The organism is Anoxybacillus flavithermus, from assembly GCF_002742685.1.
Taxonomy (GTDB): Bacteria; Bacillota; Bacilli; order Bacillales; family Anoxybacillaceae; genus Anoxybacillus; species Anoxybacillus flavithermus_E.
The window spans coordinates 69296-91215 of sequence record NZ_PEDM01000007.1 but is presented as its reverse complement, the minus strand read 5'-3'; the positions used below and the strand labels follow the sequence as shown (position 1 = coordinate 91215).

General features: G+C 40.9%; 18 protein-coding genes. 4 read left to right on the top strand and 14 right to left on the bottom strand.

All coding sequences use genetic code 11. The features are described from left to right. Both tnpC and CS060_RS05605 read left to right on the top strand, forming a co-directional pair. Nucleotides 1–1061 (top strand): IS66 family transposase (tnpC, locus tag CS060_RS05610; protein WP_099668764.1); only part of this gene is annotated, 1061 nt, incomplete at its 5' end. A gap of 308 nt (nt 1062–1369) precedes the next feature. Then, nucleotides 1370–2020, top strand: a complete 651-nt coding sequence (locus tag CS060_RS05605) for an EAL and HDOD domain-containing protein (RefSeq protein WP_257211122.1) — start codon at nt 1370–1372, stop codon at nt 2018–2020. A 24-nt stretch (nt 2021–2044) separates the two neighbouring features. Here CS060_RS05605 and CS060_RS05600 read toward each other — a convergent pair whose 3' ends face one another. Beyond that, nucleotides 2045–4009: a methyl-accepting chemotaxis protein gene (locus tag CS060_RS05600; RefSeq protein WP_082180308.1), complete on the bottom strand. Its 1965-nt coding sequence runs from the start codon at nt 4007–4009 to the stop codon at nt 2045–2047. 195 nt (nt 4010–4204) lie between these two features. Here CS060_RS05600 and CS060_RS05595 point away from each other — a divergent pair, with 195 nt between their 5' ends. Continuing rightward, nucleotides 4205–6559, top strand: a complete 2355-nt coding sequence (locus CS060_RS05595; RefSeq protein ID WP_099668762.1) for an EAL domain-containing protein — start codon at nt 4205–4207, stop codon at nt 6557–6559. Nucleotides 6560–6572: 13 nt separating this feature from the next. Here CS060_RS05595 and CS060_RS05590 read toward each other — a convergent pair whose 3' ends face one another. From CS060_RS05590 to CS060_RS05535, 10 genes are all read right to left on the bottom strand, one after another. Then, nucleotides 6573–7367 carry an ABC transporter ATP-binding protein gene (locus tag CS060_RS05590; protein WP_035049739.1) on the bottom strand — a complete coding sequence of 265 codons (795 nt, stop codon included), beginning with the start codon at nt 7365–7367 and terminating at the stop codon, nt 6573–6575. Then, on the bottom strand, nt 7333–8307 hold the full coding sequence (locus CS060_RS05585) for an ABC transporter permease (RefSeq protein WP_099668761.1): 975 nt from the start codon (nt 8305–8307) through the stop codon (nt 7333–7335). The genes CS060_RS05590 and CS060_RS05585 overlap by 35 nt, the downstream gene beginning before the upstream one ends. 17 nt (nt 8308–8324) lie before the next feature. Next, entirely contained in the window at nt 8325–9311 is a 987-nt protein-coding gene (locus tag CS060_RS05580) for an ABC transporter substrate-binding protein (protein WP_035049734.1), read from the bottom strand. Between the two features lie 106 nt (nt 9312–9417). Further along, complete coding sequence (locus tag CS060_RS05575; protein WP_035049730.1) at nt 9418–10968, bottom strand: fatty acid--CoA ligase family protein; 1551 nt, start codon at nt 10966–10968, stop codon at nt 9418–9420. A gap of 138 nt (nt 10969–11106) precedes the next feature. Beyond that, on the bottom strand, nt 11107–11352 hold the full coding sequence (locus CS060_RS05570; protein ID WP_035049724.1) for a hypothetical protein: 246 nt from the start codon (nt 11350–11352) through the stop codon (nt 11107–11109). A gap of 398 nt (nt 11353–11750) precedes the next feature. Further along, nucleotides 11751–12413 (bottom strand): 3'-5' exonuclease, encoded by a 663-nt coding sequence (locus CS060_RS05560; RefSeq protein WP_035049722.1) that lies wholly within the window; start codon nt 12411–12413, stop codon nt 11751–11753. Nucleotides 12414–12424: 11 nt separating this feature from the next. Next, the gene (locus CS060_RS05555) at nt 12425–14260 is read right to left on the bottom strand and encodes a DUF294 nucleotidyltransferase-like domain-containing protein (protein ID WP_099668760.1); all 1836 of its coding nucleotides are present in this window, start codon (nt 14258–14260) and stop codon (nt 12425–12427) included. A 53-nt stretch (nt 14261–14313) separates the two neighbouring features. Next, complete coding sequence (locus CS060_RS05550) at nt 14314–15963, bottom strand: sodium:solute symporter family protein (protein ID WP_035049720.1); 1650 nt, start codon at nt 15961–15963, stop codon at nt 14314–14316. Between the two features lie 26 nt (nt 15964–15989). After that, nucleotides 15990–16292, bottom strand: coding sequence for a DUF4212 domain-containing protein (locus CS060_RS05545; RefSeq protein WP_006319052.1), 303 nt, complete (start codon nt 16290–16292; stop codon nt 15990–15992). Nucleotides 16293–16979: 687 nt separating this feature from the next. After that, nucleotides 16980–17714 (bottom strand): MBL fold metallo-hydrolase, encoded by a 735-nt coding sequence (locus CS060_RS05535; RefSeq protein WP_035049718.1) that lies wholly within the window; start codon nt 17712–17714, stop codon nt 16980–16982. 153 nt (nt 17715–17867) lie between these two features. Here CS060_RS05535 and yhfH point away from each other — a divergent pair, with 153 nt between their 5' ends. After that, a complete protein-coding gene (gene yhfH, locus CS060_RS05530; RefSeq protein ID WP_069201723.1) occupies nt 17868–17999 on the top strand; it encodes a protein YhfH in 132 nt (43 codons plus the stop codon). A gap of 28 nt (nt 18000–18027) precedes the next feature. Here yhfH and CS060_RS05525 read toward each other — a convergent pair whose 3' ends face one another. From CS060_RS05525 to CS060_RS05515, 3 genes are read right to left on the bottom strand one after another with little or no spacing between them, the layout of a single operon-like run. Further along, complete coding sequence (locus CS060_RS05525; RefSeq protein WP_035049716.1) at nt 18028–19737, bottom strand: glycoside hydrolase family 13 protein; 1710 nt, start codon at nt 19735–19737, stop codon at nt 18028–18030. 18 nt (nt 19738–19755) lie between these two features. Beyond that, the gene (locus CS060_RS05520; protein ID WP_003395595.1) at nt 19756–20583 is read right to left on the bottom strand and encodes a carbohydrate ABC transporter permease; all 828 of its coding nucleotides are present in this window, start codon (nt 20581–20583) and stop codon (nt 19756–19758) included. A gap of 11 nt (nt 20584–20594) precedes the next feature. Continuing rightward, the gene (locus tag CS060_RS05515; protein ID WP_099668759.1) at nt 20595–21890 is read right to left on the bottom strand and encodes a carbohydrate ABC transporter permease; all 1296 of its coding nucleotides are present in this window, start codon (nt 21888–21890) and stop codon (nt 20595–20597) included. Between the last annotated feature and the right edge of the window lie 30 nt (nt 21891–21920).

Here is a 21920-nt window from a genome sequence, read left to right as displayed (position 1 = left end):
CGTTCAAAGTCGATGTCCGTCAAGTGTTCGATCTCCCTCCCGTGACGATCGAAGTGACACAACATGAACGTGAAGTGAAATCCTGTCCACATTGCCGATGTGTTCAACAAGCGGAGTTTCCACCACATGTCACGAATCATGTGCAATACGGTCCACGGCTCACGGCGCTCGCTGTATATTTGCACCATATTCAATTAATTCCTTATAAACGTTTGAGTGATACGATCGAAGCATTATATCAACACCCAATCAGTACAGGAACTCTTGCCAATATGGTGAAACGAGGACGCGAAGCGCTGGAATCCAATATGGACATGATCGAAGACGCTTTGCTTGGCTCTAACATCTTGCATGTCGATGAAACGAGTTTGCGCATCAATGGGAAACTCGCATGGGTGCATGTCGCGTGTACATCGAGATATACGTACTTGGCTTCTCACGCTTCTCGCGGGAAGAAAGCGACCGATGACATTGGGATTCTTCCCCGATATCAAGGAACGATGATGCATGATGGGTTCGGTACGTATCCGAGATACACGAAAGCCACACATGCCCTTTGTCATGCCCATCATTTACGTGAGCTAAAAGGCTTCATCGAACAAGGACATACATGGGCATCGCGCATGACCACGTTTCTTTTAGCCGCCAAACAAGCAGTCGAAGCTCATCACGGTGCACTTCCCGAGGAAGAAGCGAGACGGTGGGAACGAGTGTATGATCGCATCCTAGCGAAAGCACAGCACCGATTGGAAACGATGACGCCTCTTCCGAAAAAAGCACTCGCTTTTATTCGACGGCTTCAGAAACGAAAAGAAGAAGCGCTGCGTTTCTTACGTGAAGTGCATGTGCCCTTTGACAACAACCAAGCTGAACGCGATCTTCGCATGGTTAAAGTCAAAGAGAACATTTCAGGTGCGTTTCGCGAAGAAGCATTCGCCCAGTCTTTTTGCATCACAAGAAGCATCGTTTCCACACTGACGAAACACGAAAAAAACGTGTGGGACTCGTTATGTCTCCTGTTGACGGGCGAAACGCTCGATCGTGTTCTTTCTACCACTTAGGGCATTTTCTATCACGGGGATGCCCTATTTGTGTTGGGCTTTTTTATACACTAGCACTGGGGTGAATAGTTACGATTGCACTCGATGATTTTGTATTCTCAAAACAATATATCCCTATTCTTCAATATATTGATATTATTAAAATTGATTTTTCTAAACAAACAAACTATCATGCCTTTAAACATTATCTTGAACAATATAACATCAAATTACTTGCTGAAAAAGTTGAAACAAACGAACAGTTGAGACAAGCTAAAAAAGAAGGGTTTTGTTATTTCCAAGGATATTTTTTCAGTAAACCTATTGTCGTGAGAGAAAAAGTTTTACCTAAAATTTCTTACACTTCACAACTCAATTTAATAAAACAAATGAATAGAAATGAAGTGAATTTTGAAGAAGTTGTTCAAACTATTGAAAAAGATCCGACGTTAACATATCGTTTATTAAAAACTGTTAATTCATTTTTCTTATTTACGGCTCCTAAAATTAAATCGATTCGTCATGCAGCCATTTTACTAGGAACAAATCATTTAAAAAGTTGGCTCACCGTTGTAACGTTACAAGAACCAAACGATCCGTTTAAAAATGAAGTAATTGTTAATAGTCTTATACGCGCCAAAACATTGGAACAACTAGCCGAACGAGTTCATTTGTGTGACGAAAAAGATGTGTTATTTTTTATGGGTATTTGTTCATCACTCGATTTATTGCTTCAACGACCATTACATGAAATATTACAAGAACTACACGTTGATGAAACAATTCAAAGTGGACTAAATGGGCATTCTTGCATTTATTCGCTTTTATATGATCTCGTCATCGCATTGGAAACAAACAATACAAAAAAAATAAGAGATTTGACAAACACGTTGAGCATTTCTTTAACAGAAGCTTTTGCTATTTACCAACAGAGTATTGAGTGGGTAGTTCAACTTCAAAAACATAGCCAAGTAAAGTAAAAAAGGCTTGCTCGAAGCCTTTTTTTACTTTACTTTAAAGCGATTCATCATCTCCGTCAATTGATCAGCGAGCTCCTCTACTTGTTTCGCTTGTTCAAAAATTTGATGAGCAGCTGCCGCTTGTTGTTCTGTCGCTGCGCTCACCTCTTCAATGCTTGCTGATGCTTCTTCGGTCACCGCTGCTACATCTTGCATATGTTCTGCAATTGTCTTACTATCGTTTTGCACGGTGTGAATTCGAGCAATGACTCGATCACTACGTTCACTTGCGTTCGTTAAATTTTGTGAAATATGTTGAAACGCTTGTTTTGCTTCGGTTACCCGTTCAAAAGCAAGATTTGCTACTTTACTTCCTTCCGTTACGATGGCTATCGCTTGCTCTGTATCGGTATATGTTTGCTGAATCATTTGAGCGATCTTATCTGTTGCTTTTTCCGTTTCTTCTGCCAACTTCCTTACCTCGCCAGCGACAACCGCAAACCCCCTTCCCGCTTCGCCAGCCCGCGCCGCTTCGATTGAAGCATTTAACGCTAATAAATTCGTTTGCGATGTAATATGGGTAATAACATTGACAATTTCCTTTACTTCTTTCGAACGCTCACCTAATCGTTTCATTGCTTCAACCGCATCGCTTGAATGTTTGGTAGCTGACATCATTGTCTCACTCATCGTTTGTAAAATCGTTTCTCCTTGCAATGACACTTGCTTCGCTTCAGTCATTGCTTTTTCCATGTTTTCCGCATCTTCTATTAAAAGTTGCAATTCTTTCATCATCCGATTCACTCGTTCTGTTACATCTTGAACAGAATGTGCAATCGCTGTTGAGCCGTGAGCCATTTCACTCATCGTTACCGCCACTTGATTCGTTGTTTGTTTCGTTTCATCGCTAGCAACGACAAATGTTTGCGAATATTGACGAAGCTGTTCAGCCGAATCATGTAACTGTTGTAGCATATTGCGCATATAGTGAACCATTTGTTGAAAATATTGTCCGAGCTGTCCAACTTCATCTTTACTTCGATGATCAATCGTTACTGTTAAGTCGCCGCTTGCTACTTCTTTCGTTAATTGACTTAACTTTTGCAATGGGCGAACGAGTCTTGAGGCAAATAAAACAATGGCAACAACTACAAATAAAATAACAACTCCCGCTGTAACAAACGATAAAATAGCTAAATAATATAACTTTTCTGTTGCTTCAGCGACAGGCACAGTTAGCACAAGACCCCATCCGGTTGACTGAATTGGTGCATAAAAGGCGTATTTTTTTACCCCTTCAAATTCATATATTCCCATTCCTGTTTTTCCCGCTAACGCATGTCTTAATAACGAAACGAGTTTATCATTTTTTTCTTGTAATAAATTTTTCTCTAACACATATTCTCCATTTGGATGTGCAATCAGTACACCATCTTGTTGAATTAAATACCCATATCCCGTTTTCCCAATTTCAACGTCAACAACAAGATTGGTGATTTCTTCTGTTTTTACTGTACCAAAAAGCACTCCAACAATTTCGCCTTTTTCCCGAATGGGAGAAGCAATAACAATGACTTTCTCACCAGTAGCTCGCGAAACAATTACATCGGAAATGGACGTTTTCCCTTTTAAAGCCTCTTGGAAATAAGGTCGGTCACTAATCGATAGTTCTCTTCCATTCGCATAAGCCTTTCCATTTCGATCTGCAATAGCAATAAGCTCAAATGTTGACCATGTTTTTTGTATATGCTTGAGCCGATCCTCATTTTGTTGTAATTCGACAATATCCCATCCCCCTTCGCTACTTAATCCTTCAATTACCTTTTTATGATCCGTCACCCATTGGTTGACTGCGCTTTGTAACCGATCAAGCTCTACTTTCGCTGTTTGTTCAAATTGATCCTCTAAAAACTGTTTTGCTTTTTGATGGTTTAAATATGCCACTAAAAATAAAGAAATAACGACAAGCGGCATAATAACCAACAGTAGCTTCCCTCTAATACTTCTCATAATCTTCCCCCTCGCCAACAATTTTTTGTATATGTATTATCATAAATAAAATAAGTATGTAATAAAAGTAGGTAAATTCGACTATTATGATACATTTTTGAAATATCATCTTTATAACTTTATATATTGAAAAATCAACATCTTTCGACAATAATAGACATATATTCTATTTTTCTTTGAGGGAGGGGGCTTGCCGTGGAAAAACATGTACATATCCCACATGCCCTGCTTACAAATGAACAACTTCTATTCAACATTATGGATCAGTTGTTTGATATCGTCTTTTTAATGAAAGTGGAAGAAGGACCTCGCTTTCGGTATGAACATGTCAGTCCAGCTGCTCTCCATTTAGCGAGTTTGACGGAAAAAGATATCGGAAAATGCATTGAAGATATATATGATCATCACGTTGCAAATTATTTAAATGAACAGTATACAAAAGCATGGAAAACAAAATCGCTCGTTACCTTTCGCGCCCGGATGAACGTAAAAGGGATGCGTTTTGCGGAGTCTACGTTAATTCCGATTTTAAACGAAAAAAATGAAGTGACGCATATTGTCGCATGTACACGCGAAATTACAGATATCTTACAAAAAGAAGAACAGCTAGAAGAAGCACAACAACTAATTGATTCTTTATTTACTCATTCACAAGAAGCGTTTATTTTATTTGATTTATTCGGTCGCATCATCCGAGTAAATCAAGAAGTAGAACGTTTATTTGAATTACAAAAAAATGAAATCGTCGGGAAAACACTTTCCGAAGTCATTCCAACGTATAGAGAAAATATCGAACAAACATTGGCACGACTGGCCGAAGGAAAACCGTTACATGCCATTCGTTTAACGATGAAGACGAAAAACAATGACAACATATACGTTTCTGTCAATGCTTCACCGTTATTAGACAAAAACGGAAATATTATCGCAGGCTTTGCTAGTTTGTTGAATATTACAGATCTCATCCAAACACAAAAACAGTTAAAACAAAGCGAAAAATTGCATCGTCATATTGTTGAAACATTTCCTGAGGCGATTATCATCCGAACAGGCGATAAAATCACGTATGCCAATTCCATTGCCCTTCGTATGTTTAAAGCATCAACGCTCGATGACTTAAAAAATAGGCCGATTCAACAATGGATCAATACAGTCCAACAACCAACCATTGCAGAAACAATACCCGTACAAATCGCCGTACTCCCATTTCCATACGAGAAAGAACGGACTGAATTGATATGGATTAAACCAATCGAGCCGATGGTTACAAATCAAACAGAAGAAGCGTATACAGAAAGAAACGAGTTTGTCGAAAAGCTAACCGATCTTCTTTTCACACATGAAGGAGTAGCCATCCTTTTAGTTGACGTGTACCAATTTAAATTTATTAATAGCTTTCTCGGTTATGAAAACGGAAACGAGTTATTAAAACAAATCGGGATACGTCTCAAAAGAACTGTCGATTCCCATACATTGTGGACGCGAATAAGCGGCGATCAATTTGCGATTGCCCTTTCATATGAAAGACAAAGTGAGGTAGAACAGCTCGCAAACACGGTGAAAGAAACGCTCCAAGAACCTTATACAATCGGGGACCAGTCTATCCGAATTGGCATTCATATTGGCATTAGCTACGCATACGATGCTCAATTATGTGCGGAAACGTTAATGAATAATGCCGAAAAAGCATTATATTTTGCAAAAATGGAAGGAACAAATGTGATTAAACCGTACGAGCCGCATATGTCAAACGTTTTTACACGAAAAATGCAACTCGAAAGCGCGCTGTCATCGACCGTAGAAAATGAAGAGCTTTTTTTGCTTTATCAACCGAAAGTAAATATTCATGCACGCTCGTTTAGCGTAGAAGCGCTCGTCCGTTGGAAACATCCACAGTTTGGGTTTGTGAGTCCTGCAGAGTTTATTCCAATGGCGGAAGAAACAAACGCCATTTACGACATTGGAAAATGGGTGTTGCGCCAATCTTGTCGCGATCTTGCATTTTTACGTCAAAATGTAGCTGAATGCATGAAAGTCGCCATCAACTTATCTGCCAAACAATTTTTAGACGAACATCTCGTTGAAGATATTCAACATATTTTACAAGAAGAAGGTTGCGATGCCTCATGCTTTATTTTCGAGATTACTGAAACAACGATTATTAAAAATCCCGAGCAAGTCGTCAAAACATTAGAACGTTTAAAAAACTTTGGCTTTTCGATTGCCGTAGACGACTTTGGTGTTAGTTATTCGTCACTTGAATATTTAAATCGCTTCCCGATCGACGAAGTAAAAATTGATCGCTCGTTTATTCAAAACATGACAAACAATGAAAAAAGCAAAGAAATTGTAAGTGCCATTATCTCTCTAGCACATAATTTACATTTAACTGTAACGGCCGAAGGAGTCGAAACAGAGCAACAAGCGCAATTTTTAATTGAAAAGCAGTGTGAACAACTACAAGGATTTTATTTCAGCCGTCCGGTATCGCTCGAGCAACTGCCAAACACGATCGTATCATTACAAAACATAATGAAATCCCCGACGTAACTCGGGGATTTTTTTATACAAGCACGGCGCGATCGCTGGCGAATTGGCTGCCACGAATACGTTGAAACTCTTGAAGAAGAGAGGCAACAGTTAACTTTTTCTTCTCTTCTCCACTTGCTTCGAAAATGATTTGTCCCCCGTCCATCATAATGAGGCGATTACCTAATTGAACAGCTTGTTCCATATTGTGCGTCACCATTAACGTCGTCAGGCGATTTGTTTCAACAATTTGTTTCGTTAAGTCTGTAATTAACTTCGCGCGCGCAGGGTCTAATGCCGCTGTATGCTCGTCAAGAAGGAGCACATGAGGCTTCGTAAACGTCGCCATTAAAAGCGACAACGCTTGCCGTTCTCCGCCAGATAGCAAACCGACTTTGGCGTGCAGACGATTTTCTAACCCAAGCTGAAGTGTAGCAAGTGTTTCCATGAAAAATTCGCGACGCTTTTTCGTCACACCGAAACGAAGCGTTCGCTTCATCGTTCGATTATAAGCGATCGCTAAATTTTCTTCGATCGTCATATTTGGTGCTGTTCCTGCCATCGGATCTTGAAAGACGCGACCGATATAACGCGCGCGATCATGTTCGCTCATCGTCGTCACATCTTTCCCGTCAATCATCACTTCACCGGTATCAGGGATGAGTCTTCCCGAAATAATGTTCATCAACGTCGATTTTCCTGCTCCATTGCTACCGATAATGGTGACAAAGTCGCCTGGCTGAAGCGACAAGTCAATGTGTTTTAATGCCACTTTTTCATCGAGCGTTCCTTCGTTAAACACTTTCGTAATCTGCTTGAGTTGAAGCAACGGCTGCACCTCGCTTTCTCGCTTTCCGTTGTTTTTCGGCACGCGCTGCGACCATTTGCGGAACGACGAGCGCTAAAATGACGATCAAAGCGGTAATGAGCTTTACATCGCCCGTTTCTAAAAATTGGACACGCAACGCAAGCGTAATGACGATGCGATATACAATGGCTCCTAAAATCACCGCAAGCGTCGCCCGCACAATCGTTTTTGCGCCAAATAACGCTTCTCCGATAATGACCGACGCTAAACCGATGACGATCATGCCGATCCCCATGCCGATATCGCTAAAGCCGCTATATTGCGCAATCAACGCTCCCGAAAATGCGACAAGCGCGTTCGAAAGCCCGAGCCCGATCATCGTTAAACGATCCGTATTGCCTGAAAAACTAGCAATCATTTTTTTATTATCCCCGACTGCCCGAAGCGCCAAACCGACTTCTGTTTTTAAAAATAAGTCAATAATAATTTTCACCATTGCAACTAACAACAAACCGAAAACGACAATCGCCCACGTTTTCGGAACGAACGGAATAACCGTTGCCAACGCTTGATCGAAACGTTGAAATGCTTTCGTGATGATCGTCATGACCGTTTCTTGTTGTAAAAGCGGGACGTTCGGTTTATCCATAATGCGCAAATTAATCGAATATAAAGCGATCATCATTAAAATCCCTGACAATAACGGATTAATTTTTCCCTTCGTATGCAAAATGCCTGTCATACATCCTGCAAGAAAGCCCGCCCCAAGCGCTGCAAGCGAGGCGATAAACGGATTGACGCCATCGACGATGAGGACGGAAGCAACGGCCGCCCCCGTCACAAAACTTCCGTCCACCGTCAAATCAGGAAAATCTAAAATGCGAAACGATATATACACACCAAGCGCCATAAGCGCATATAACAATCCTGCTTCTACGGAACTAAACAATGCTGTAATCATACGATCCATCCTTTGCGTTATTCGATAAACTCCGCCATGCTATCCCATTCACTGCGCCATGTGACACCCATCTCTTTTGCTGCTTTTTTATTGATGACAAGCTTCAATTTTTGCGGATATTGTATCGGAAGTTCAGCTGGCTTTTTCTTTCCTTCTAAAATGTCTGCTGCCATGACGCCTGCTTCATAGCCAATATCGTAGTAATCAAAACCGTACGCTGCAAAGCCACCGCGCTTCACAGAATCTAACTCACCGACAAAAAGCGGGATGTCTTGATCGTTTGCAACTTGAATGACCGACTCAAGCGCTGAAACGACGGTGTTGTCCGTAATAACATAAAAACAATCCACTTTGCCGACTAACGATTCTGCCGCTTGCTTCACTTCCGCTGACGTCGACACCGACACAGGTACGATCGTTAAGTCGGTCCCTTCCATCGCTTTTTTCACCGCATCCACTTGTGCGACGGAGTTTTGTTCACCAGCGTTATAAATCATACCGACGCGGTTTCCATCGACAAATTGATCAATAAATTGCACCGTTTTTGGAATCGCATCTGGATGTGTGTCTGTTGTCCCTGTCACGTTTCCACCCGGATTTTCCATCGATTGTACAAGCTTCGCTCCAACCGGATCTGTCACAGACGTAAAGACGATCGGAATATCTTTTGTCGCATTTAATGCACCAAGCGCGCTCGGTGTCGAATTCGCGAAAATTAAATCGACGCCATCTGCGACGAAGTTGTTGGCGATCGTTTGGTTATTGTTCATATCCCCTTGCGCAATTTGCACATCGTATTCGACTTTTAATCCTTTCTCTTCAAGCGCCTTTTTAAATCCGTTAAACGCCGCATCAAGCGATGGATGTTCAACAATTTGCGTCACGCCGACTTTATATGTTTTTTCTTTTTCCCCACTCGTTTCTTTCGTCGTTTTCTCTCCAGCGCATCCTGCTAGCACACTTCCTGCAAGCAACAACGCACTACATGTTTTTACCCACTCCATTTGTATCCCCCTCACTTTTTCGCTGTTTCGCTTTTATGCGTTAAATTATACAAATATATTTTCTAAATATCAAGTCAATTCTAAAAAATAAATAAAAAAACGGTGCTCACATCGCACCGCTTTGAGAGATGACTTGTTCTTTTAATGCACGTCTTAAAATTTTTCCTGTCGTATTTTTTGGCAATTCCTCTAAAAATTCAATCGAACTTGGCACTTTATATTTCGCTAAATGCTCGCTACAATAAGCAATTAACTGTTGTTCTGTCAACTGTTTATTTTTGCTTACGACAAAACATTTGACCGCCTCTCCAAAATTCGGATCTGGCACGCCGATGACTGCGGCTTCCACGACATCTGGGTGGCTGTAAAGCACTTCTTCCACTTCACGCGGATATACGTTATATCCCCCAACAATAATCATATCTTTTTTCCGATCGACAATGTAAAAATATCCTTCTTCGTCCATTTTCGCTAAGTCGCCGGTATATAGCCATCCATCTCGAATCGTATGCGCGGTTTCTTCCGGCATCTTATAATATCCTTTCATCACATTTGGACCGCGCACGATCAGTTCTCCGACTTCTCCAACAGGCACTTCTTCCCCTAATTCATTGACGATTTTATTTTCGACATGTATAATGCTCGTCCCGATCGAGCCCGGTTTACGCGGACGATCAAGCGGATTAAAACATGTGACTGGCGATGCTTCTGACAGTCCGTACCCTTCGGAAACGATAACTTGAAATTTTTTCTCGAAATTTTTCAATAACGCAACAGGCATCGATGCTCCGCCTGAAATACACAAACGCATATGCGCAAAATCTTCCGCTTTTCCGTCTGGATATTGATATAAAAAGTTATACATCGTCGGCACACCTGCAAAAACAGTTGCCTTTTGTTCACGTGCTACTTTAAACACTTCTGCTGGACTAAATTTCGGAAGAATAAGCACCGTTCCACCGTTCATAAGCGGGGCATTAAGCGCCACCGTCAAACAAAAAACATGAAACATCGGCAACGTCGCAATGACGCGATCATCTTCGTTTATTTTTAAGTAATCTGCGACATCTTGAGCGTTGCTGTATAAATTTTTATGTGTCAACATCGCTCCTTTTGGTTTTCCAGTCGTTCCTGATGTATATAAAATAACCGCCACATCATCATCGTGAAGCTCTGGGCCGACGAACGGTACATCACCTGTCGCAAGCACATTTGTAAACGATTTCATTTTTTCCGGCACAACGATGCCATGTTCTTTTCCTTGCGGTGTTTCACAAATGATGATATGCTCAACATTCGGTAAACGTCCGTCAAGCTTCATAAGCGTCGGCATGACAACATCAAGCGCAATGACAACTTTCACATCGCCGTTTGTTAAAATGTAATGAATTTCATCTGCTGTATAAATGGGATTAATCGGAATGACCGTCGCCCCCGTACGCATCGCGCCATATAAACTGACGATAAAATACGGTGAATTGCCTAACAATAGCGCCACATGATCCCCTTTGTTTACCCCAAGCTTCGCGAGTCCGCTCGCAAACTTCATGATCGCGCCGTTCAACTCACCGTACGTTGCTGATGTTTGCTCAAACACATACGCCTGCTTATTTGGCTTTTGCGTAGCTATTTGCTGTAACCGTGAAACTAAATTCATTTTCCCCACCCCTTTAGTGAATGAATGATCATTCATTTTAAAATTAAAAAAATTCTAAATGTATTATATTTTAAAATAAAAAAACAGGCAAGCGAGAAATAATCGCTTACCATGATGATGACTATAAGCTTGTCGCATTCAAATCTCTGTTAAGACGGCCCGCTGTACCGGAGGACAATATGTTGCCGCAACGTTTGTTTCATATACATAATATTTTTTCCCATCCAATAATAATGTGTTCACATCGATCATTTCACATTGTTTTCCTTCGTTTGTAAAATGCTGCACTACAGCATACATAAGACTTTTTTTGTCAAAATATCTTTCATCGAGTTCAACAACGATTTTACGTTTGCGATTGCTTTCAAATATATGATTAAACATGCTAATACTCTCCTTTTTGTCATTATTTAGAAATATGCTTTGTTATGCTTTTTTATCCTTCTCTCGAAAATGCAAGTATCAAATAAATTTCCATTCACTTTCCCTCTTCTTTACACTTCGCATATCGTTTCGCAAAAAATAAAGAAAACAGACCATGAATAAGAAACAATCCTCCTCCGACCCTTTCGAATAAGTTAGGATCATAGAAAAAAGATTTACATATTATAATCAACCCATATATGGAAGATGGAATTCCGAGCAATAAAAAATACAAAAACCATTTTTTATTCGTCATATACAGATGACCCCCGGAAATTTAGCAAACAATTTTTATATAAATTATATTTTACCATAAAAGGATGATTTTTAAATAAAAAACAAGGCTTTGTCGCCTTGTATTAAAAAGATATGGAGCGCATTTGGCTATCTGTGGCGCGCAGCAATTCTCCCCACGTTCGATAGCCGCGCATGCGAAATTGTTCTAATAGCTCAACGAATAAATACGCGGTCGTGAGCGCATCGCCAATGGCGGAATGGCGTTCGTACATGCGCGTGCCAAATGCTTGGGCATATCGCTCTAAATCGCGCATATCATATGACGGTGCAATAAAGCCAATTAAATCAAGCGTATCGATAAACGTCGGTTTGCGAAATTTCATTTTTTCTCGGCGCAATTCGTGTTTCATCACAAACAAATCAAACGAAATGTAGTGGCCGACAAAGCACACACTTCGTTTTTGTTCAACAAATTGAAAAAATTGTTGCAATGCTTCAATTGCCATCGGCGCATGTTTCACTTTTTCTTCCGTAATGTTTGTCAATTCAACAATAACTGGTGGGATGTCACGATTTGGGTTCACATACGTATGAAACGTCTCGTCTTCAAGCACTTTCGTTCCTTTTACTTGCACCGCACCGATTTCGATTAACCGATCCGTTGTCGCTACATCAAATCCAGTCGTTTCCGTATCAAATACGGTAAAAACAACGTCATCAATGGGTGTCGATAATGGAATGTTATCATTTAACTTATAATCAATCGCCTTGCGTAAAAAAAACATCATCATCCCCCTTAAAAATGAGAAAATAATTGTGCTTGCAGTTGTTTTAACGTTTTTAAACTTAAAATAAGTTCATCTTTCTCACGCGTCGTCATCGTTGTAAACGACAAAACAGAAGACGATTGTTTGTTTGCTTTATAATGATTCCATTTATGGCGGATGTAAATAGATAAAACGTTTTCTGCCGCTTTTTGCACATCTTTCGCAAACGCAGGAGACAACACTTGCTTTTCTTTTAGCCTCTCAATTCGCTCAAACGGTGTGCCAGATACGATCCCATGAATGAGCCCTAAAATTTGTATGCTATGGTGGTAAGGGAATAACACTTCTTTTTTCATATCGATTGTTTTCCGCTCAAGCCCGAAAATCGAACGAATCGGGCGATCAAGTGTCGGAATTTCATTTTGCCTTTCCATCTCAACAAGACGAAAAAAGAAAATTTTCGCGCGGTTTAACTGCTCGCGAATTTGTTGTTCAAACGTGCGATGCAAGTCTACATCTCCATATACAAACCGATACGAGAAAAAGTTTTGCGCCAACAACAAATTGTCATTTGTCGCATGAATCATCCACTCGCGCAATCGATCTTTCCACGTTTCAAGCGAACCACGCCACGCTTCTTCGCTCGCCATCATTTTCCCTTTGCATCGCTCATATCCCGCTTTCTCCATCATGTGCACAATCGCCTCTCCAAGCGTTGCAAAATACGGTGCGTACTCCTCGCTTTCATATACAAGAAAATGATCTTGATCGGTAAGTAAAAACTGCTCTCTCCGTCCGCTTGATCCCATTTGGTAAAAAGCAAAACGGCTCGGAGGATCTCCTACTTGTTCGATCGCTAACGATAAACAACGGTAGACGAGTCGATCGTACAGTTTCGTAATCGTATTTAAACATTGAGCAATCGGCACTTGATCGCGCAACATCGTTGCTAACAACTCGTAAATTGCCGTTTTCACTTTTGTCAACGTCTGTTCATCGGCATAATCGATTTGTTGAATGGTGCGCATCATGCTTTCATTTTTCTTGCGCATTAAATCTGAAAACGTCACAATCCCTTCTACTTTTTCGCCATCTACAACAGGCAAATGTTTTACCCCACGTTCAATCATCATCGCAAGCGCATCGTAATAATACGCAAATCGTGAAATCGTCGCGACATGTTTTGTCATCACTCGTTCAATAGCTGTATCATACGGAAGTGATTGTCCTAGCACACGTTCGACAAGATCCGTTTCCGTTAAAATTCCACACAACTTTTGTTCATCTGTCACGACGATCGAACTAATGTGAGTGGTCGCCATTTTTTTTGCTGCTTCTTGCACCGTTGCCGTTGGTGGTAAAGTGACGACATTACGTATCATTAAATCTTGCACAGGAACGACAAATGATGTGGAATCACCAAATTTCCGCGCTTGTTTGACTTGTTCAGCAAGCGACACATACACATCTTTTAAACGAACACACGCCTGCGCAAGTAAATAGTCATGCACGTTCGGATCATCCCATAACCGTGTTAAGACAGAAAACGGCATAACAAGCACTTCGCATCGTTCCGCCGCCCGTACAGCAACGAGCTCCTCTTTTCCATCGTTTTTCGACACACCTAAAAAATGAGCTAAGCTTGAAAACCCGATAATTCCGCCTTTTTGCACCACTTCAAGCACTTCATCATACCCTTCATGCTCAACGTATACTTCCGCCACCCCATCAAGCAACAAAACAAGCCCTTTGCGCCGCTCATTTTTCCCTAAAATGAGATCGTCTTTGTCAAACGTCTTTTGTTCACATTCAGCGATAAGCTGTTCGATTTCACGTTGTGGCAACCCCTGAAATAATGGATGCATCAATATCCCCTCCCTTATAAAAACGGCATCTGTATACACAGATGCCTTTTACATTATCTCATCCACACTTGACCGTCTTTGTATGTCATTTGTTCTGGATAACGGAGGTCATATACTTCTTCTTGCACAGATTGCGAAGGCTCTTTCGTCATCAATGAAACGACGACGTTCGCTGCAATCGCGGCGACTGCTCCAAAAATTCCTGCCCCTGTATCAACAATTCCTGCAACTGAAAAGCCACCGTATTTCGCTGCTAAAATGTAGCCTAACGAAACGGCTAAACCAACAAGCATACCTGCAATGGCACCAGCCGCATTTGAGCGTTTCCACCATACCCCAAGCACAAGCGCTGGGAAGAACGTACTTGCCGCAATCGCAAACGCCCATGCAACAATTTGTGTAATAACGCCCGGTGGGTTTAATGCGACTAAACCAGCTAACACCGTTGCCGCAACGATCGAAATACGCGCAACAAGCAAACGATTTTGCTCTGATGCGTTCGGACGTAAAATACGATAGTAAATGTCATGCGCAAACGATGACGAAATAGCAATCATTAAACCACCTGCTGTCGATAACGCTGCCGCCATCGCTCCAGCTGCGACTAAGCCGATAACGAACATACCGAGATTTGCAATTTCTGGCGTCGCCATTACGACGATGTCGTTGCTAATGACCATCTCTTGCCATTGTAAAATACCGTCGCCGTTTGCATCAGCAATTTGCAACTTCCCTGTGTTAATCCATTTTTCTGTCCATGCTGGCAATTCGCTAATTTTTTGACCGACGACATTTTTAATGAGGATGAAGCGTGAAAATGCAGCATACGCAGGCGCTGATAAATAAAGTAACCCGATAAATAAAAGCGCCCATGCCCCTGACCAACGTGCCGCTTTCATCGTTGATACCGTATAAAAGCGAACGATGACGTGCGGAAGACCCGCTGTTCCAGCCATTAACGTAAACATAAGAGCAAGAAACTGCCATTTGCTACCTTTTAAAAACGGATCCGTATATTGCGAAATGCCTAACTGTTGATCAAGCTGTTGAAACTCACCAACAATTTTTCCGTAAGAAAGCCACGGAATTGGATTTCCTGTCAACTGAAGCGACATGAAAACGACCGGGATTAAGTAAGCGATAATTAAAATAACGTATTGCGCTACTTGCGTCCATGTAATTCCTTTCATTCCGCCAAACGCAGCATAAAACGCAATTAATACAACACCAATCATCGTACCAACTTTTGCGTCCACTTCAAGCAAACGCCCGATAACAACGCCCGAACCAGAAAGCTGACCGATTGAATAAACGAACGAAATAATAATTGTACAAAGAGCAGCAATCATGCGAGCCGTATGACTTTCATAACGGTCGCCGATAAACTCTGGCACCGTATAGCGACCATATTTGCGAAGCTGTGGAGCGAGTAAAAACGTAAGCAACAAATAACCACCCGTCCAGCCCATAATGTATGCAAGGCCGTCGTATCCTAACAACATAATCGTACCGGCCATACCGATAAAGGATGCCGCACTCATCCAGTCCGCGGCGATCGCCATTCCGTTTGAAAACGGAGAAATGCCACGACCTGCTACGTAGAAATCAGACGTTTCTTTCGCCTTATTGTAAATTGCAATTCCGATATATAACGCAAATGATGCGATAATAATGGATAAAGACACAAGAAATTGTGTATCCATATTGCTCCCCCTTCCCCTTTGTTCTCTTAATGATCAAGCGCTTTGCCTGCGCTTAATTGTTCGTTTTTCTCTTCGCTAATGCCGTACTTTTTATCAATGTTGTCACTTACTTTTGCGTTAATAAACAACAAGATGATAAACGTCGCAACAGCTCCTTGTGCTCCCATAAAGTAATGGAATGGGAAACCGTTAAACGTCATATTTTTAAATGACTCCGCGAACATAACGACGCCAAATGATACAATAAACCAAATGATCAAAAAAATAACAATTAACCGCACACGCTCACGGAAATATGCATCCGCCACTTTTTTATCAATTTGTTTCAAACAAACACACCCCCAAATTAAAAATAAATTTGACCGTTTCAAAAAATGGTGCTGGGAACGTTATGACTTCAAATAAAAAGTAAGCGAAGACTGACAAGAATGGAATGAGTAAAAAGAAAGGCTTTTGCTTGCGAAAAGCAACGTACAAGCTCACGATCGTAATCCCTAAGATGAGGTAAAACACAATCAAACAAATCCCCCCTTCAGTTTGTAAGCGTTATCATTTTCTTTTAACCCCCACCTCCTAACACATGTTACTAAATTTTAAGAAAATTCTAACACAACCATATTATCTCTACTTTTCAATCCATCGTCAAGCACCTGTTCAAAAAATTTTCAAAATTTTTATTCTGTATTATAACAAATACAACAAAGAATCTAACTGAAAAAGGCTAATCCCAAACTGTAAACACGTTTTGAGATTAGCCTCATCATCTCCATTTACTTTATAAAAGGAAATTTAATATCAAAAAAATATAAAATAACGAGTATAGTAGTCAAAACAAGCGTTTGAATGCTGTCACGTTTAAGCAAAACGCGATGCGAAGGTTTACACTCTTGTTTTGATGTCCAGCGATGAGTAACATAGGAAGAAAACAAAAACCAACAAAAAATAACTATATAGCTAACTATTCCGTATTGCCACCACGTCATTTGAATCACCTAAAAAGAGAGGTAGCCAATCACTTATTCTTCCCATGTCCATCTTGTTTTTGCTAATTGCACATCGCCGTGGAAAATCGTTTTTGCTTCGTTGACAAGCTGTTCGATGTTTCCGAAATGCGGCAAGTGCGTCAGTAACAATGTTTCAACGCCTGCATCACGAGCGATCGTCGCTGCTTCTTCGCTCGTCATATGCCCTGCTTGTTTGGCGTTTTGTCCTGCGTAAAAGTTGCATTCACAAATGAGCAAATGTGCATGTTTCGCAAAAGGAACAAACTGCGGTAAATAGCTTGAATCCGCTGTATACACAACTGTTTTTCCCCCTGCTTCTATGCGCATTGCATAACAAATGGCTGGATGCTCCGTTCGCATAAACGAAATGGTAAACGGACCGATATGAAGCGTCTCATTCGGATTATATGCGACCCCTTTTGTCACCCCTTTATGCGCAAGGCGCGCAAAGCCATCGCGATCGAGGGAATGACCGTAAATCGGTAACTCCGGCAAATCCACACCTAAATTTTTCTTAATAAGTCGAGCATATTGAAGTGGACCGATGTCCGCCACGTGATCGTGATGGTAATGCGATACGATGACCGCGTCAATTTGTTCAATGTCAATGACGTTTTGCAGCTGTGCTAACGCTCCGCTTCCGCAGTCGACTAACAAGCGAAACCCGTCATATTCAAATAAATAACATGACGTCGCTTCATTTTTTTTCGGAAATGCTCCCCAATAACCGATCACTGTCACTTTCATATGTATTCACCTTCCTTGCAAAAATGTGTACAACTACACAATACCAAATTTCTGAACAAATTTCACACACGCAAATGTTATAAAACAACTATTGACAAATGTATATCTGTTATAATACAATGAGATTAACAAAAACGAAGGGGATGGGGAGTTATGTTAGAAAAAATGTCTGAATTTTATAAAAAGTTACCTCCAAAAACATGTTGCGAGTGTGGTAAAGAAATGGAAGAACAACATGAATGCTATGGAAACATTTGCGTTCAATGTTTAAACGTCACTTGTTAAAGTAAAAAGCAGCCTGCGTGGCTGCTTTTTACTTTAACTTATATACACGTGCTTCATACGGTTTGAGCACGATCGTGTCAATCGCCTCATTTTCATCAACCGCATAGTTGCTAATGAGCAATTGTTTTTCCGTAAACGTAATGTGTGCTGGCAATGTAAAAGTCGGTTGCTCGCTACTAAAGTTTGTGATGACAAGCAACTGTTCATTGTTGAACTTGCGCACATATGCATAAATTTGTTCATCATCTTCAAGCAACAGCTCGTATGAACCGTACACGATAATCGGATGTTCTTTTCGAAGGCGAATCAGCTTTTTGTAATAATGGAACACCGAGTTTTCATCTTTTAATGCTTGTTCAACGTTAATGTCGCGATAATTCGGATTGACGTCGATCCATGGGGTGCCTGTCGTAAAACCTGCGTGTTCTGTCGCATCCCATTGCATCGGCGTACGCGCATTGTCACGACCGCGATAATGAATCGCTTTTAAAATTTTGTCTGGGTCATACCCTTTATTGACGACAACATCGTTCCATAAATTAATCGTTTCCACGTCGCGATAATATTCAATAGACGGAAACGCAACATTTGTCATACCAATTTCTTGTCCTTGATAAATGTATGGCGTCCCTTGCATCATATGTAGCCATGTCGCCAACATTTTTGCACTTTCGACCCGATATGTTTTATCATCGCCAAAACGAGATACGGAACGCGGTTGATCATGATTTTCTAAATAAAGCGAATTCCATCCTTTTCCGTGAAGCTCCACTTGCCATTTGCTCATAATTTTTTTCAAATCCGTCAACTTCCACGGTTGAATATCCCATTTTCCAAGATGACTTCCCGGTTTTGAGTCAACATCCATATGCTCAAATTGAAACAACATATTCATAACGCCGTCTTGCTCGTTCGTAAATCGAATCGCATCTTCCGTCGTCACCATCGGTGTTTCTCCGACCGTCATAATGTCGTATTTACTTAACACTTTTTCTTTCATTTCACGCAAATAGTCCATTAACTTTGGTCCGTTAACAAAATATTGTCCGCCCCATTGATAATAGTCGTCAGGATTTGTCACCGGCGCATCTGGCAAACCTTCGACTTTTGACAATAAGTTAATGACGTCCATGCGAAATCCGTCAATGCCACGGTCTAACCACCATGTCATCATGTTGAAAATTTCTTCGCGCACCTTTTCGTTTTCCCAGTTTAAATCCGGCTGTTTTTTCGAAAATAAATGTAAATAATATTCTCCTGTTGCTTCGTCGTATTGCCAAGCTGAACCGCTGAAAAACGATTGCCAATTGTTCGGTTCCTTTCCGTCTTTTCCCGGACGCCAAATGTAATAATCACGGTACGGATTATCTTTCGACTTGCGCGATTCAATAAACCAATGATGTTCATCAGACGTATGATTGACGACTAAATCCATCACTAATTTCATGCCACGCGCATGCATTTCATAAAGCAGTTCGTCCCAATCAGATAGCGTTCCAAACTCGTCCATAATGTCTTGATAGTCGCTAATGTCATAGCCGTTATCGTCGTTTGGCGACTTATATACAGGCGATAACCAAACGACATCGATACCGAGCTCTTGTAAATAATCTAATTTTTCAATAATGCCGCGCAAATCGCCAATTCCGTCCCCATTTGAATCTTTAAAACTGCGCGGATAAATTTGATATACAACCGCTTCTTTCCACCATTGTTTCGTTTTTGGAATCGATTCCATTCTCTTTTCCCCTCTCCATTACTCTTTCACTGAACCAGACGTTAAACCTGAGACAATACGACGTTGGAATAATAATACCATAATGACGAGCGGAATTGTTACGATAACGGTCGCTGCTGAAATCTCGCCCCATGGAATGGTATATTGCCCTTGGAACATCGCAATACCAACTGGCACCGTTTTATAGTTTTCTGCTGTGTTAATCGTCAATGCAAATAAAAATTCGTTCCATGCTGCAATAAAGACGAGAATCGATGTCGTAAAAATACCTGGTACTGCTAATGGCAAAATGACTTTAAAATACGTTTGAAGCGGTGTTGCTCCGTCCATTTTTGCTGCTTCTTCTAAATCAAACGGAATTTTACGGAAAAACGTTACTAATAGCCAAATCGAAAGCGGCAATGCAAACGTTGTGTACGGAATAATTAATCCTAAATAACTATTTGTTAACTCAAACTTTTTTACAAACATGTAAATCGGCGAAATGGTTGCAATTTGTGGAAACATCGATACCGATAACACGATACCTAAAATGATCGACTTTCCTTTAAAATCGAGGCGCGCAATCGCATACGCCGCAAACGCTGCTACAAATACGGTGTACACCGTCGTAATCGTCGCGATGACTGTGCTGTTCCATAAATATTTTAAAAACGGATAATTGACGAAAACAGAGACGTAACTTTTTAACGTCGGATGGCTCGTGAACCAGTTAAACGCTTCTTCACCAAACAGTTCGCTTAACGGCTTAATCGAACTTAATAAAATCCATAAAAATGGAAACATTACTAAAAAAACGAAAACAAATAAAAACACATAAAACAATGGACCGGCTTTCTTTTGCATTGTTGCACCTCCTATTTTCGGTCAGAAATGAGGTCAGCACCTAAAAACTTAATGTAAATTGTCGAAATGATCGCTACGCAAATGAAAACGATCACCGCTAACGCTGAACCGCCACCGAAGTTTGTTTGCGAGAACATGACTTTATACGCTAAAATCGAAATCGTTTCTGTCGAGTTCGCTGGTCCTCCGCCTGTTAAGACGAAAATTAAGTCAAATACACGAAACGCATCTAGCGTACGGAACAAAAGCGCAACGAGAATGCTTGATTTTAAAAGCGGTAACGTAATTTTGACGAACTGCTGCCACTTTGTCGCTCCGTCAATCGATGCCGCTTCATATAAGGAGCTCGGAATCGTTTGCAATCCGGCAAGCAACAATAATGCCATGTATGGCGTTGTTTTCCATACGTCAGAAAAAATGACGGCAAACATCGCTCCCGCACCTGTCGTTAATAGTTCACTCATATTATTGATAATGCCCATATCAGCAAAATATTTAGCGACAATCCCGTTTTGTCCGTCATATAAAAACTTCCACATTAATGCAGATACCGCCGTTGGAATCGCCCACGGAATTAAAATCGTTGCCCGGACAAGTCCGCGACCGAAAAACGCCTTATTAATAAGCAACGCAATCGCTAAGCCGAGCACTAATTCAATCGAGACGGAAATAACGGTAAATACCGTTGTATTCCAAAGTGCTTTCCATAAACGTGTATCACTGAAATAGTTTTTATAATGAGCAAGACCGACAAAGTTCGGTTCAATGACTGCTCCGCTTAATCCATTTGCAAGCCCCGTTAATTTGTCCCCTTGCTTCAACTGTCCGTTTTCGTTTAACGTTTTTAACGTTTGTTTCGTTTCGCTAATCGTTTTTGTTAAATGTTGTGCCGCTTGTTCATCGATTGGAACAATTTTTATTTCTTCACTTGGCACTTCAAAATTATTTAAAATTTCATCGATTTGCTCATATCGTTTTGCTACTTCTTTATCCGCGCGAATTTCTTCATCGACTTGTTGAAGCTGTTCCTGCAACGACGTCAGCTGCTCTTTTTTCTCACCTGTCGCTTGCGAAATTTCTTGTTTTAATGTGTTCATTAAAAATGGGTAACTTTCTAAATATCGCTCTAAATTTAAGTTGTAATCAAGATGGAGAGCTGATTTCGCTGGGTTGTTCAGACGATAGTCAAATAAACTGAAATAAAACGACTGAATGACCGGCCAAATCGCAACCGCCAAAATAAGCAAAAGCGACGGAGCAACAAGAATATAGGCTAAACGGCGCTCCGATTTTTTTTCGTTTTTCACTCGTTGTTCCCCCTTTATGCAAAGGATTTA

Bases quoted from the DNA above. Each gene is read 5' to 3' on its own strand.
- CS060_RS05520 (WP_003395595.1), bottom strand. From the start codon at position 20,583: ATGCAAAAGAAAGCCGGTCCATTGTTTTATGTGTTTTTATTTGTTTTC.
- CS060_RS05575 (WP_035049730.1), bottom strand. From the start codon at position 10,968: ATGAATTTAGTTTCACGGTTACAGCAAATAGCTACGCAAAAGCCAAAT.
- CS060_RS05585 (WP_099668761.1), bottom strand. From the start codon at position 8,307: ATGATTACAGCATTGTTTAGTTCCGTAGAAGCAGGATTGTTATATGCG.
- CS060_RS05550 (WP_035049720.1), bottom strand. From the start codon at position 15,963: ATGGATACACAATTTCTTGTGTCTTTATCCATTATTATCGCATCATTT.
- CS060_RS05555 (WP_099668760.1), bottom strand. From the start codon at position 14,260: ATGCATCCATTATTTCAGGGGTTGCCACAACGTGAAATCGAACAGCTT.
- CS060_RS05580 (WP_035049734.1), bottom strand. From the start codon at position 9,311: ATGGAGTGGGTAAAAACATGTAGTGCGTTGTTGCTTGCAGGAAGTGTG.
- CS060_RS05535 (WP_035049718.1), bottom strand. From the start codon at position 17,714: ATGAAAGTGACAGTGATCGGTTATTGGGGAGCATTTCCGAAAAAAAAT.
- CS060_RS05525 (WP_035049716.1), bottom strand. From the start codon at position 19,737: ATGGAATCGATTCCAAAAACGAAACAATGGTGGAAAGAAGCGGTTGTA.
- CS060_RS05570 (WP_035049724.1), bottom strand. From the start codon at position 11,352: ATGTTTAATCATATATTTGAAAGCAATCGCAAACGTAAAATCGTTGTT.
- CS060_RS05560 (WP_035049722.1), bottom strand. From the start codon at position 12,413: ATGTTTTTTTTACGCAAGGCGATTGATTATAAGTTAAATGATAACATT.
- yhfH (WP_069201723.1), top strand. From the start codon at position 17,868: ATGTTAGAAAAAATGTCTGAATTTTATAAAAAGTTACCTCCAAAAACA.
- CS060_RS05600 (WP_082180308.1), bottom strand. From the start codon at position 4,009: ATGAGAAGTATTAGAGGGAAGCTACTGTTGGTTATTATGCCGCTTGTC.